The organism is Larsenimonas rhizosphaerae (assembly GCF_026240105.1).
In the GTDB taxonomy this organism is placed as follows: domain Bacteria; phylum Pseudomonadota; class Gammaproteobacteria; order Pseudomonadales; family Halomonadaceae; genus Larsenimonas; species Larsenimonas rhizosphaerae.
In genome coordinates, this window is the sequence record NZ_JAPIVE010000004.1 from 77,202 (window position 1) to 89,837 (window position 12,636).

The 12,636-nt window shown below is 57.3% G+C and carries 11 protein-coding genes; 5 read left to right on the forward strand and 6 right to left on the reverse strand.

All coding sequences use genetic code 11. The features are described from left to right. Window positions 1-7: 7 nt before the first annotated feature. Window positions 8-880, reverse strand: coding sequence for a shikimate dehydrogenase family protein (locus OQ287_RS12960; RefSeq protein ID WP_265896713.1), 873 nt, complete (start codon window positions 878-880; stop codon window positions 8-10). A 34-nt stretch (window positions 881-914) separates the two neighbouring features. Continuing rightward, complete coding sequence (locus OQ287_RS12965) at window positions 915-2,774, reverse strand: bifunctional sugar phosphate isomerase/epimerase/4-hydroxyphenylpyruvate dioxygenase family protein (protein ID WP_265896714.1); 1,860 nt, start codon at window positions 2,772-2,774, stop codon at window positions 915-917. Window positions 2,775-3,088: 314 nt separating this feature from the next. On the opposite strand from OQ287_RS12965, the gene OQ287_RS12970 reads away from it, so the two are divergent. The 3 genes from OQ287_RS12970 to OQ287_RS12980 are packed head-to-tail and all read left to right on the forward strand — an operon-like array spanning window position 3,089 to window position 6,114. Continuing rightward, window positions 3,089-4,093, forward strand: coding sequence for a tripartite tricarboxylate transporter substrate binding protein (locus OQ287_RS12970; protein ID WP_265896716.1), 1,005 nt, complete (start codon window positions 3,089-3,091; stop codon window positions 4,091-4,093). 47 nt (window positions 4,094-4,140) lie between these two features. After that, window positions 4,141-4,608, forward strand: coding sequence for a tripartite tricarboxylate transporter TctB family protein (locus tag OQ287_RS12975; RefSeq protein ID WP_265896717.1), 468 nt, complete (start codon window positions 4,141-4,143; stop codon window positions 4,606-4,608). A gap of 15 nt (window positions 4,609-4,623) precedes the next feature. Then, on the forward strand, window positions 4,624-6,114 hold the full coding sequence (locus OQ287_RS12980; RefSeq protein ID WP_265896718.1) for a tripartite tricarboxylate transporter permease: 1,491 nt from the start codon (window positions 4,624-4,626) through the stop codon (window positions 6,112-6,114). 1 nt (window position 6,115) lies between these two features. On the opposite strand, the gene OQ287_RS12985 is transcribed toward OQ287_RS12980, so the two are convergent. The 3 genes from OQ287_RS12985 to OQ287_RS12995 all read right to left on the reverse strand — a co-directional run bounded on the left by OQ287_RS12985 (window position 6,116) and on the right by OQ287_RS12995 (window position 8,723). Continuing rightward, window positions 6,116-6,640, reverse strand: coding sequence for a hypothetical protein (locus OQ287_RS12985; RefSeq protein WP_265896719.1), 525 nt, complete (start codon window positions 6,638-6,640; stop codon window positions 6,116-6,118). Between the two features lie 28 nt (window positions 6,641-6,668). Further along, window positions 6,669-7,682 carry a 2-hydroxyacid dehydrogenase gene (locus OQ287_RS12990; RefSeq protein ID WP_265896720.1) on the reverse strand — a complete coding sequence of 338 codons (1,014 nt, stop codon included), beginning with the start codon at window positions 7,680-7,682 and terminating at the stop codon, window positions 6,669-6,671. A 444-nt stretch (window positions 7,683-8,126) separates the two neighbouring features. Next, window positions 8,127-8,723 (reverse strand): DUF2780 domain-containing protein, encoded by a 597-nt coding sequence (locus OQ287_RS12995; RefSeq protein WP_265896721.1) that lies wholly within the window; start codon window positions 8,721-8,723, stop codon window positions 8,127-8,129. Between the two features lie 215 nt (window positions 8,724-8,938). Between OQ287_RS12995 and OQ287_RS13000 the strand changes: the two genes are divergently transcribed. Then, the gene (locus tag OQ287_RS13000; RefSeq protein ID WP_265896722.1) at window positions 8,939-10,360 is read left to right on the forward strand and encodes an MATE family efflux transporter; all 1,422 of its coding nucleotides are present in this window, start codon (window positions 8,939-8,941) and stop codon (window positions 10,358-10,360) included. Window positions 10,361-10,403: 43 nt separating this feature from the next. Continuing rightward, window positions 10,404-10,991 (forward strand): DUF4202 domain-containing protein, encoded by a 588-nt coding sequence (locus OQ287_RS13005; RefSeq protein ID WP_265896724.1) that lies wholly within the window; start codon window positions 10,404-10,406, stop codon window positions 10,989-10,991. Here OQ287_RS13005 and OQ287_RS13010 read toward each other — a convergent pair. Further along, entirely contained in the window at window positions 10,988-12,568 is a 1,581-nt protein-coding gene (locus OQ287_RS13010) for an FMN-binding glutamate synthase family protein (RefSeq protein ID WP_265896725.1), read from the reverse strand. The genes OQ287_RS13005 and OQ287_RS13010 overlap by 4 nt on opposite strands. Window positions 12,569-12,636 lie beyond the last annotated feature (68 nt).

Genomic DNA, 12,636 nt, shown 5'->3' on the forward strand with positions numbered 1-12,636 from the left:
ACGGCTGTTATTTCGAAGCGACAGGTGACATGAGCACGCGCTGATAGTGCAGGAGTAACGGGGCGGCCTGACTATCCACCTCGGCACGACGGGCCTCATCGTCACAAAATACCCGGAAGGCGTCGACACCCTGAAACACAAAAAGGTGTACACCGCTCATCACGTCAGCGCCCACATCAGCGGCCTGCTGGATGAAGGCTGTTCTTGCCGGCACATAAACAGCATCAAACACCCAGTGAGATGCCTTGATGCCGTCGAGGGGAAACGGGTTGCCCGGGCTTTTTTCATGTCCGATGGGGGTACAGTTTACCAATCCATCACACCCGTCCATATAATGCGCCAGCATATCGGCCGACCCGGCAACGGCCGGAAAACCCGCGTGATTCAACGCCTCCGTCAATCCCTGGGCCTTGTCTGAATCAAGGTCCACCAGGGTAATGGAACTGGCACCCAACTGGCCGAGTGCAAAGGCGACGGCGCGGCCGACGCCGCCCGTCCCCAGCACCACCACCTGGCCGGGGGGACGTGCTCCAAAGGCAGATTGAAACCCGCTGATGAACCCTGAAAAGTCCGTATTTTCCGCATGAACATGGCCGCGATCAAATACCAGCGTATTGGACGAGCCTACCAGGGCTGCGCCTTCACTGCATGATGTGGCCAGATGCAGTGCCTGCTCCTTGAAGGGATAGGTGACGTTGGTCCCTCGATACCCCCCCGCCATTAACGTCGACACCTGACGTTCAAGCGAGACGAATCCTTCCATCTCCTGTGCATCGAACAACTCATAGGTGACCGGAATTCCCGTCAGGTCCCCTAGCCGATGATGTAGATCAGGCGAGCTTGAATGCAAAATGGACTTGCCGATTAACCCCAGCCGCATAACGCGTTCCCCGGTATAACAATGATAGGTAATGTCACTCGCCACGGCGGTGTGAGGCCGCCTGCGCCGCTAGTCGAATGGGGGCATTGGCTTCGCCATAGGCATTATATTCCCCACGCCGCTCCACAATTTCAAAGAAGAATCGGCCCTGAAATGTTGCCGTGTACGCATGAAAAAACTCACCATCGTCATTGCGGTCGTAAAGCACGTTGCGATACTTCATTGCATCGAGCAACTCGAAACTCAGCCCGTAACGCGCCCCCAGATCATCGTAATAGTTATCCGGAATATGCAGCATTGAGAGACCGCGATCACGCATGTCATCGATCGCTGAAAAGATATCGTGTGTCGTAAATGCGATCTGCTGCACCCCGCCACGATGTTGTGATAAAAAGCGGCCGGATTGGGTATCGGCGGCACTTGATACCGTCAGCGGCAGACGGATTGACACGTCAGGAGAGGTCACGGTCTGACTCATCACCATGCCATGAGGGTCCGCAAACTCGGCCTCTTTTTCGGCAGAAAAGCCCAGAATCGTGCGATAAAACAGTACCCACCCAAGCAGCTGGCTGGATGGCAGGACATAGGAGACATGGTCAATATGGCCTAAATGTTCTTTACCCGCGCCATCCGGCCCCTTGCGCAGAACGAAATCCGTTTCCCACTGCAGCCGACGATCCTCTCGTTCATCGACCAGATAAATCAGGCTGCCTTCTACGCCTCTCAGGGCCGGAATGTCCATCTCCTGCTCACCCACGGGGCCTTTATAAAGCGGCGCCCGGTAGTGTGCCGCTCGTGCAAGCACTGCGGCTGGATCGCTGGTGCGCACACCCAGCGCGCACACCGAGGTGCCATGAACCAGCCTGAAGGTATGAGCGAAGCTATCGGTTTCGAAATTAAGGACCAGATGAACATCGCCCTGACGCCATAATTCGACGTTTTTTGAGCGATGCCTGCCGACATGCCTAAAGCCCAGTGCGGCAATAAAGCTCCCCAGGGGCTCGGCGCTCTCCTCATCCAGAGTGAACTCGATAAAGTTGACGCCCTGGTATGCTGCCGGCGCAGGCAAATCAGCAGCCCATTGTGATTCCGGCACCAGTTGCTCAAGCCAGATCAAGGAGCGCAGGCCATCCAGCGCGGTCCCTTCGGCCGGTGCGGCCCGGAAGGCATCATTGAATATTTCAAGGGACAAGGGGCCGTCATAGCCTGTTTTGGCAAGCGCGGTCATAAAGGATTCCAGCGGCAAGCGGCCCTGCCCGGGAAAGCAGCGGTAATGCCGACTCCACTGCAGTACATCCATGTCCAGTAACGGCGCATCTGCGATTTGGACAAAGGCAATCCGGTCCCCGGGTATGGTGGCCAGGGTATCCACCTCATGGCCTTTCGATAGAATATGAAAACTATCGATGACGACTCCCAGCGCTGGATGGTCGGCACGCTCAACAATGTCCCAGGCAACACGATAGTCATCCACATGACGCCCCCAGGCCAGTGCCTCGTACCCGATACGCAACCCATGAACAGCGGCACGCTCGGCCAGCTCTCGCAAGTCACGCGCAGCCTGATCACGATCATCCATGCACTGTGGCGACACATTGCTGCAGATCAGCATGAAGTCAGTGCCTAATAGCTTCATCAGCTCGAACTTGCGCTCGGCACGCTCAAAATTACGCGTACGGGCCGGTTCAGGCATGGCTTCGAAGTCCCTGAACGGCTGGAACGCCACGATATCGAGCTTTAATTCATCACACAGCTCACGCAGTTCTTCAGGTGTGCCATCGAAGGATAAAAGGTCATTTTCGAAAATCTCGACGCCATCGAAGCCGGCGCGCGCTACTGCCGCCAGCTTGCTTCGAAGATCGCCACTCAGGCACACGGTTGCGATAGCTCGCATATAAGCTCCTTGCCGGTCTCAGCAAACAATATCAGTCACTATAGTTCGCATGGCGTATATCAATTCGCATTATGAACAAATACTAATCAGTCTTGTCAAGCACCCCACGGCTCTGGCTCAACAATGGTACCGTAATGCCCTTGGCCACTGAGCAACTCAACGCTTGAGACATTGGTTGAAGGCAGTGTATTACGCGTTGACAGACTTAAAGCCTGGCCCTAGCGTGGTTCGCATGAAAAACTATGATTCGACATACGAACAATGCTTTGTTTCGTCCAATCTATAAAAACCGATAATCGTCTGGAGAATACTCCATGCTTAAAACATTACTGGCAACACTGACTTTTTCCGCGGGGGCAATGCTGTTGGCAGGGCCTGCACAGGCGGCCGATTACCCGCAGCGCAACATCGAAGGCATCATTCAGTGGGGAGCGGGCGGAGCGACTGATAATGTGGCACGCAGCCTGACGCCTTACGTTGAGGAGGCGCTCAAGGGGAAGGTGATTCTGAATAACCGACCTGGCGGCACAGGCGTCATTGGCATGAACACGGTCATGCGCAAGCCTGCCAATGGCTATACCGTCTTGTATGGTGCAGAAAATCCTCAGCTTTACCCTGTCATGGGACTGGCAGACTTCGACTATAGCGACATGACGCCTATCAATGTCATTGGTCAGGGAATGGTGGTCATTGCCGTGCCCGCCGATAGCCCTTACAACAGCATGGATGATCTTTTGAAAGCCGCCCATGACAAGCCAGGCGAGCTTCGCATGGGCGGAACCGGCGCGGGCGGCCTGCCCAGCACCGTGCTGGCCATGATCAATTCCGTTGATTCACTAGATGTTCGCAGTGTGACATTTGGCGGTGATGGCCCGGGGATTACGGCCATGCTCGGCAATCATATTGATTTCATGCCGCTAAGCCTTGCTGCTGCTCAGGAGCAGATCAAGGCCGGCCGGCTCAAGGGATTGGCAGTTATAAGCAAGGAGCGTCTGGACGTACTGCCGAAGGTGCCAACCATTACCGAGGCACTCCCCAAGATTGGAAGCTATATGCCCTGGGGCCCGTTCTGGGTTGTAGCGGTACGCAAGGATACGCCTGACGATATCAAGGCCACATTAAGCAAGGCCTATCAGGCAGGCGTGGCCAACAAGGACTTTCAGGCGTTTATCCAACAGAATGGGGCTGAAACCCTTAACCTGACCGGGCAGGAAGCGGTGGACTTCCTCCACCACTGGCAATCCGTGACGGCGTGGGCCATGCAGTCTGCCGGTACAGCCAAGGTGTCACCGGAAAAGCTCGGCATTCCTAAACCCTGATATCTGTCACGCCCCGGCACCCTGCCGGGGCTTTTCGGGAATTAATCATGTCTATATCTCCTCTGAAGGCAGGCGAGCGCGCCTTTAACCTTTTACTGCTGCTGTTGAGTATCAGCATTCTTGTCGCGGCCTATCAGATTTCAGGATTTGAATCCGTTCGCTCCCCGGGGGCCTTCCCCATGTTTCTGGGCAGCCTGCTGGTAATGTCCATGGTGATGATCATCATCGGACAGCGCCATCACCCGCGCCCGAAAACGACCGGTAACCTCGGTGAAACGCGGCAGTTTTTCAAGGCGCACTTACCGCTGCGGTTCATGATCTTCACCCTGATGACCATCGGCTACCTGCTGCTGCTGACGCCGCTGGGATTCGTTTTTGCGACACTTTTGTTCATGTTCTGCGCCATCGCCTATTTATTCCGCGGCCGCTGGGTCATGTCCGCGCTGGTGACCGTTGGCTCTACCGCCATTATCTACGCACTGTTCACGTTGTTGTTTCAGGTTTATCTCCCCTGATCGAGGTTAATTTCCATGGGTGACACACTCTCCTATTTTTTGATGGCATGGAGCGATCCATGGCTTCTGGCCCTTGTGGCGACGGGCACATTTGCAGGCATCTATATCGGCGCCATCCCCGGCCTGTCCGTAACCATGGCCGTCTCCATTCTGATTTCATTCACCTTTGCCTGGGACATCAACGATGCCCTGGCGCTGATGGTAGGCGTTTTCTGCGGCGGCGTGTATGGCGGCTCTCGTACGGCCATTTTGCTCAATATCCCGGGCGCCCCCTCGGCAGTCGCCACTGCGTTTGACGGCTATCCGCTGGCCCAGCGGGGAGAGGCAGGTCAGGCCATAGGATTAAGTACGGTCATGTCCGTTATTGGCGGGATGATCGGCATTGCCATTCTGGCCGCCTCGGCGCCCGTGCTGTCCGACATGGCATTGAAGTTTGCGCCCAGAGACTACTTTCTGATTGCGGCACTGGGGCTATTGCTGGTGGGCAGCCTGGCCGCTGAATCACTGGCGCGCGGTATTTTCGCGGCAGCACTGGGCGGCATTATTGGCATGATCGGCATGGACCCGGTCACGGCTGAAGGTAGATTTACCTTTGGCAGCATGGATCTTCTGGGAGGCGTGCATTATGTCATCGTCATGATCGGCCTGTTTGGTGTCGCCGAAGCCCTTTTCCAATTACATCAGCTCGATACAACACCCGTGCGCCAAAAGGCCGAAAAGATCATTCCTTCCCTGAACCTGGTACTGCGCTTTCTGCCGCTATCAATTCGCACCTCGGTCATTGGTGTCATCATCGGCGCCCTGCCAGGCACAGGCGGCGACATCGCAGCGCTTTTTGCCTACGATCATGCCAAGCGCACCACCAAAAATCCCAAGGTCCCCTTTGGCGAAGGCGCCTATGAAGGGCTTGTTGCGCCCGAAAGCGCCAATAACGCTGCCGTCGGCGGCGCCTTTGTTCCCATGCTGACACTGGGCATGCCTGGTGATGCGGTGACCGCCGTTATCATTGGCGCCATGGTCGTACACGGCCTGAACCCGGGCCCGATGCTGATGATTGAAACACCCCATATCTTCTGGTTTATCGTGGGTGCTCTGGTACTGGCCAATATCTGCCTGCTGGTCTTTGGACTGATGGGCATCAAGTTGTTTGCCAAGGTCGTTGAGCTGCCCAAGGCTATTTTGATCCCGCTGATTCTGGTGCTATGCGTAGTCGGCAGTTACTCGATCAATGGCAGCATGACCGAAGTATTCTGGATGCTGGGCTTTGGGTTGCTGGGATATTTCATGAAAATTTTCGGCTTCCAGATGGGGCCTGTCATTCTTGGCGTTATCCTGGGGCCGTTGATGGACAAGACCTACCGTCAGGCCATGGCCTCTGTTGGCGACAGCAGTAGTGCCTTTTTGATGGACCTGGTCACCAACCCGCTATCCCTGGTATTGACCACAGTGGTGGTGTTGCTTCTATTGAGCCACACCCCGGTCAAAAGGCTCTGGACACGCCGCTGATTCAGGACGATACGGCCTGATTGTCCTCGCAGGCCGTATCAAAATCGAACCACCCGCCCAGATTGCGATGAGGCGTATGCACTACGACCTTCAGGCGCCAGCGCATGGGAGACGCGCTGCACTGATCAAGCGGCAGCAGGCCGGTAAACCGATGCGGACCGACCTGCTCCATCCTTGTGCTTTCAACCGTACGCGCCTGATCCCTGCGCTCGAGCATGACATCAACTCGGCTGGCATCCAGCTGCTCGATCTGAGCACTGATATGTGCTCGATGCTGGTCGGTCCGTGTCGTGGCAAGGGCCAGTGAGATGTCGCCGTGATGCCCAAGGGATGCCACGCAGCGGCGCTCGGACACCTGGCAGAAGGGGTTGGCCGGGTACCAGGTAATCTGATGAGAGCTGCCTACCCCAAGGTAATAATTGGCCAGGTACCCCATCGACACCATGATCATGACCAGGGTCACCAGAATCAACGCATTGAGCGTAGGCGAGCGTCGGTTGTCTTCCCTGCGTCCTGAATCCGGCATGCCGACAGGTTCCTGTATGTGAAGTAGGTTAGCGGTGTGATGCAGCAACCAGTGCATTGGGGTTATCCGTGCCGGCCTGATAGGCGCAGAGGTTGCCCAGTGTTACCTCGGCAATCTCGCTCAGGGCCTCACGCGTGAAAAAGCCCTGGTGGCCGGTTACCAGCACGTTGGGAAAGGTCACCAGCCGCTGAAGCACGTCATCATCGATGATATCGTCGGAATGGTCCTTGAAGAAGATACCGCTTTCCTGCTCATAGACATCGATGGCCAGCGCGCCAAGATGCCGCATCTTGAGCGCAGACACCACCGCCGGCGTATCGATCAGCCCGCCGCGGGACGTGTTGATCAACATGGCGCCCGGCTTCATCGCAGCCAGTGCATCGGCATCAATCAGGTGCTCGGTCGCCGGCAGCAACGGGCAGTGAAGGCTGACGATGTCGGAGTCGGCCAGCAGAGTGGGCAGATCCACCAGCTCGCCCAGCCTGTTGAAGTCTTCCTGTGGACAAGGGTCATACCCCAGCACTCGGCAGCCAAAGCCCTTCATGATGCGCGCCAGCGCCAGACCGATCTTGCCGGTCCCGACGATGCCCACGGTCTTGCCGTGAAGGGTCATGCCCAGCAGCCCATCCAGCTGAAAGTTTCCTTCGCGTACCCTGTTGTAGGCCCGGTGAATTCTTCGATTGAGGGTCTGAATCAACGCTACGGCATGCTCGGCCACGGCCTCGGGGGAATAGGCCGGCACCCGTGCAACGTACATGCCCAGCCGTTCGGCCACCTTCAGATCCACGTTATTGAATCCGGCGCAGCGCAGAACAATCGCCCTCACTCCCTGCTCGTAAAGCCCTTCAAGAACCGGAGCATCAAGCACATCGTTGACAAAGACACATACCGCCTGGCTGCCTGCTGCCAGTGCCAGCGTCTTCATGCCCAGCGCGGAAGCCTGGTAGGTAAAATGAAGGTCACTGTCGGCAAATTGCGTATGGCAGGTCTGCTCGAAGAATCGCTGATCATAGGGCTGGGCACTGAACACGGTAATATGCATGGCAAACCTACCTTGTTGAATAACAATGTCATCGTTCACTGTCGCCGGCGCCCTCTGTCGTCGGCATCTGACTTTAGTATAAGACGATGAATGCAGTACGACGACAAGCGACCCAGTGTCGCATCCAATTAAAACTAATCAATAAACGCCTCAAATGAAAAACAATATCAAATGACTTGAAAACACATTTGCACCGGATTATCCTTGTGTACGGGTTGATTACCCGGCTCACACGGATTCAGGTCCGATGGGCACCTCCTCATCAAGCTAGTCACGGTCATTATCAGCGCCATTCAATGAATGGCGTTTTTTTATGTCCGGCCCCTGACCGTATCCTGCACGAACGATGCTGTCTGCAGGGTAGTGGCCCTACCGGGCAGGCAGAAAAACGCTCCATGCCGCAAGGCATGGAGCGTCATCAACTGCATCACGCGAACATGGTGCTTATCGGGAAACGTTGCCCCAGATGCTCGACAGCGAGTTTGTCAGTGAAGATGACACGCCAGACTGACTGAACCAGGCCAGCATGGCCGGGCCGAACTGATCGACCATGGACTCATCCATTCCAAGATTGGAGAACACGGCGCTCAGGGCATCCCGGTCACTGGCATTCGCGCTTGATGATGCATCCGCGGACAGGGGGGCCATCAGCTCCGACATGTCACCGGCACGGGCGCTGGCGAGCAAACCGGTCACCGCCGGCGCCTGATTGATAAGCTGGTTGAACTGGTCCGACGTCAACCTGTTGCGAGCCTGAGTCAACAGGGATGCCGCACCGCCGGCTGCCTGCACCGGAGACACATCCAGTTTCTGACTCAGAAAGGAGGTCATGGACGCCGCCTCTGCCAGATTGCCCTCTGTCGTGCCGGTCATGATCGATGCCAGACGCGCCGGAGACACCTCCGCTTCGGTGGTCAACTCGTGGCTGCCCCTGGACAGATCCATTCCTTCTTCGGCCGCCTTGTTCATGTCAAAGGCCATTGCCTGCGCTGCACTACCCAGTCCAAGGCAAATTACCAGTGTTCCTGCAATGCGTTTCATGAAGCTTCTCCTTTGGATCAAGTGTCGAAGGCACTCGAGTAGTAATGTTCATTCCCTCGAACCATTCTCATGAAGCATAGAAAACAACCTGGTATTTCGCCGCCTGTATCGCACGATCATCTCACCGGCGTATCTGACCTGATATCATGGGGGTCTGTGGCGCGTCATGTTCCATGCCCTGCGCTGCCCCGTCTGACACTCGACCGAGGTGCGTCTTGCCCACCCGTTCTGCCTCACGACTGACTGAAGGCTCCGTTGCCGGCTCGCTGCTCAAGCTGGCCATACCGATCGTACTGGCCAATATCCTCCAGTCAGCCTATCAGCTCATTGATTCCTTCTGGATCGGCCGGCTGGGAGGGGATGCCGTGGCCTCCGTCTCCATCAGTACACCATTGATCTTTCTGCTGTTCGCCATTGGCTCGGGGCTCAGCGTGGCCGGCTCCACACTGGTGGCGCAGTACAGCGGCGCCGGCCGCCAGCGTGACGTCAACCGGGTGGCCGGTCAGACGCTGATCATGGTGGTCGTGGTTTCGCTGGCCCTGTCGCTGCTGGGTCATCTTCTGGCCCCCACCCTGCTGGACATGCTGGGGGTAGCCCCGCAGGTGCGCGAGGGGGCGCTGTCCTTTTTGCGATACGCACTGTCCGGCGTGGTATTCACCTTCGGCTTTTCCATGTTTCAGGCCTTGATGCGCGGAATCGGCGATGTACGCATGCCACTTTATATCGTGGCCACGACAGTGGCGCTCAACAGCGTTCTGGACCCACTGTTCATTTTCGGTGCCGGGCCCATCCCGGCCATGGGCATTGCCGGAGCCGCACTGGTCACCCTGCTGACCCAATGCCTTGCCTTCACGACCGGCGTGATACTGATGTGGCGCGGCTATCAGGGCATTCACCTGCAGTGGCATCACCTGAAACCAGACACGCTGCTGATTCGGCAGGCCCTGAGACTGGGCATTCCCTCGTCGATCGAGCTGTCTGCACGCGCGCTGGCCATGAACGTGATGGTTGTGCTAGTGACCGGGTTCGGCGCCACCGTGACCGCGGCATATGGCGTAGGCATGAATGTACTGGGCTTTATCGTGATTCCGGCGCTGGGCTTGTCCATGTCCACGGCAGCCGTCGTGGGACAGAACATTGGTGCAGGCCAGCTTGAGCGGGCACGTCATGTCGCCAGACTCAGTGGGATCATTGCATTCGCAGGCCTCTCGGCAGTAGGACTGGCCGTATTTCTGGGTGCGCCAGCACTGGTCGGATTTTTTGTTCCCTCGGACCCGCAGGTCATCGAACACGGCGCACGGTTTTTGCGTACGGTATCGCTGACCTTTGGCTTCATGGGGTTACAGATGGCATTGACCGGCGCCTTCCGGGCCGCGGGAAAGACCACGGCGGCCATGATATTGACCCTGATTTCCCAGTGGCTGCTGCAGTTCCCGCTGGCACTGGTATTATCCCGAGATGCGCTGCTGGGCAGCGACGGGCTGTGGTGGACATTTCCGGTCACCAACGTAGTGATTGCCCTGATCACGCTGGTCTGGTTTTCACGCGGTACCTGGCTGGATGCTACGCTGACAGGCTCTGCCGAAGAGACGCCCGACACCCTGACACCCCCGCGACCCGCCAACGTTCGATCATGATTCCGTGTGTATTACCTGTTTTCAGCCTGGAGATTCCTGTTCCATGAACCAGCACCAGTATGACCGCATTATGGCTGCGATTGATGACGCCCACGCCTGCGATCCACGCCAGGACAAGGCCTCCGACACCCCTTATGAGCTGGCCTATGCACGCCGTATGAGTGAGTGGCTTGAACGCGTTGCACCTGACGCCGATGCCGAGCTTCGAGTTGCTGCCCGCGCCCAGCATTTTCGCCGCTGGGAAAGTCCGCGCGAAGACTATCCGATGACCCGTCCCGGCTACCATGCCTGGCGTACGGACCTTCAAAAACGCCAGGCCAGTCTGGTCGCCGAACTACTGTCGGAAGAAGGTGTAACGGCAGATGAGATCGGGCGAATCAGTGCATTGATCCTGAAGCAGAACATCAAGACCAACCCCGAGATGCAGGCGCTGGAAGATACCATCGCACTGGCCTTTCTTGACCATTACGTCGAGGCCTTTGCCGAGGAACACGATGACGACAAGCTTGGACGCATTCTGGCCAGAACCTGGGCCAAGATGTCAGCGCATGGCCATCAGCTGGCCGGCACCCTGACCTTCTCCCCCAGGCTTTCACGCATCATGGCCGAGGCCTTGCCCGCCGCCGACTAGAACCGGTCAGCCGAGGCCGCCGACCAGCAGGCCGACCACGCTTCGGGGCGCTCGCTGTCATCAAGCAGCTGCCCCGGGGCCGGACAGGGGCCTATGATATCGCTCCAGGGTCTGGCCGGCGCAAACTGGGTGCGGTGCTGAACCATCGCCGGCGTCAGCTCCTTCGGCGACGATAACCCCATCGCGCCGACCATATTGAAAAACGACGCTACGGTGGCTTCGTGATACCGGGTCACGCGTTTGGACTTGTCTTCTACATCCAGCGCCCGAGAGCGGCGAGGATCCTGAGTCGCTACGCCGGTCGGACACTGATTGGTATGACAGCGACGCGACTGAATGCACCCGACCGCAAACATGAAGGGGCGTGCGGCATGGCAGATATCAGCCCCGAGCGCGTGCTTGACCACCATGTCATAACCCAGTGCCACCTTGCCGCTGGCAATCACCCGAATCTGATCCCGCAGCCCACAGCCTGTCAGCGCCTGATGTACAAAGGGCAGTGCTTCATTGATATAAAGACCAAGGCTGTCGGAAAACTCTGTCGGTGCGGCCCCGGTTCCTCCCTCGGCCCCGTCCACGGTAATGAAATCGGGGAGGATACCGGTATCGAGCATGGCCTTGCAGATACTCAGAAATTCGCTTCGCTGCCCGATGCACAGCTTGAATCCCGTCGGCTTGCCGCCGCTCAGCTCACGCAGCCTTGCGACAAATTCAAGCAGCCCCCCGGGCGTTGAAAACTCCGGGTGCGATGCGGGGGACTCACAGTCCTGTCCTGCCTCGATCCGCCGCGTTTCAGCAATCTCGTCGTTGACCTTGGCGCCGGGCAATAATCCGCCATGAGACGGCTTGGCCCCCTGGGACAGCTTGACCTCGATCATCCTGACCTGATCACTACAGGCCTTCTCCTTGAACAGATCCGGGTCAAACCGGCCCTCCTTCGTGCGACAGCCAAAATAACCGGTACCCAGCTGCCAGATCAGATCGCCTCCATGGCGTTCATGGTAGGGGCTGATGGCCCCCTCTCCAGTGTCATGAGCAAAGCCGCCGACCCTGGCACCCTTGTTCATTGCCAGAATGGCATTGCCCGACAGTGCTCCGAAACTCATGCCGGAGATATTGAATATGGAAGAATTGTAGGGTTTGGTGCATTGCGCCCCACCGACCACGACTCGACCAAAGGCGCTGTCCACATTTTTCGGTGCCAGGGAGTGCATCGAGTAGTCATACCCGGCGGCATCGATATCCCTGAGCGTACCAAAGGGCATCGCGTCTGATCCGCCGGCAGCGCGGTGGTTGATCAGTTCGCGCTGCTCTCGATTGAAGGGCCGGCCACTGGAATCGGATTCAAAGAAATACTGGCGCAACTCGGGCCGCACAAACTCCATCAAATACCTTAAATGGCCTATGACCGGATAATTGCTCAACACACTGTGGTGGCAGCGAAGATCATATATGCCGAGTGCAGCCACCCCCAGCCAGACCACCCACAGTACATTCCAGGCCGGATGAAAAAGGCCCGTTATCGCAAGACCGATAAAGGACACGGCCAGCGCAATGAAAAAATGACGTTGATACATGGCATTCCCCTGGAGCACGTTGGATTCTTGACTGACACTTAAGGTAGCCCCACGCGCATCGCCTTGCA

What these genes read in the sequence shown, in the direction of transcription:
- OQ287_RS12960 (WP_265896713.1), bottom strand. Translation starts at nt 880, where the DNA reads ATGCGGCTGGGGTTAATCGGCAAGTCCATTTTGCATTCAAGCTCGCCT.
- OQ287_RS12965 (WP_265896714.1), bottom strand. Translation starts at nt 2,774, where the DNA reads ATGCGAGCTATCGCAACCGTGTGCCTGAGTGGCGATCTTCGAAGCAAG.
- OQ287_RS12980 (WP_265896718.1), top strand. Translation starts at nt 4,624, where the DNA reads ATGGGTGACACACTCTCCTATTTTTTGATGGCATGGAGCGATCCATGG.
- OQ287_RS12985 (WP_265896719.1), bottom strand. Translation starts at nt 6,640, where the DNA reads ATGCCGGATTCAGGACGCAGGGAAGACAACCGACGCTCGCCTACGCTC.
- OQ287_RS12970 (WP_265896716.1), top strand. Translation starts at nt 3,089, where the DNA reads ATGCTTAAAACATTACTGGCAACACTGACTTTTTCCGCGGGGGCAATG.
- OQ287_RS12975 (WP_265896717.1), top strand. Translation starts at nt 4,141, where the DNA reads ATGTCTATATCTCCTCTGAAGGCAGGCGAGCGCGCCTTTAACCTTTTA.
- OQ287_RS12990 (WP_265896720.1), bottom strand. Translation starts at nt 7,682, where the DNA reads ATGCATATTACCGTGTTCAGTGCCCAGCCCTATGATCAGCGATTCTTC.
- OQ287_RS12995 (WP_265896721.1), bottom strand. Translation starts at nt 8,723, where the DNA reads ATGAAACGCATTGCAGGAACACTGGTAATTTGCCTTGGACTGGGTAGT.
- OQ287_RS13005 (WP_265896724.1), top strand. Translation starts at nt 10,404, where the DNA reads ATGAACCAGCACCAGTATGACCGCATTATGGCTGCGATTGATGACGCC.
- OQ287_RS13010 (WP_265896725.1), bottom strand. Translation starts at nt 12,568, where the DNA reads ATGTATCAACGTCATTTTTTCATTGCGCTGGCCGTGTCCTTTATCGGT.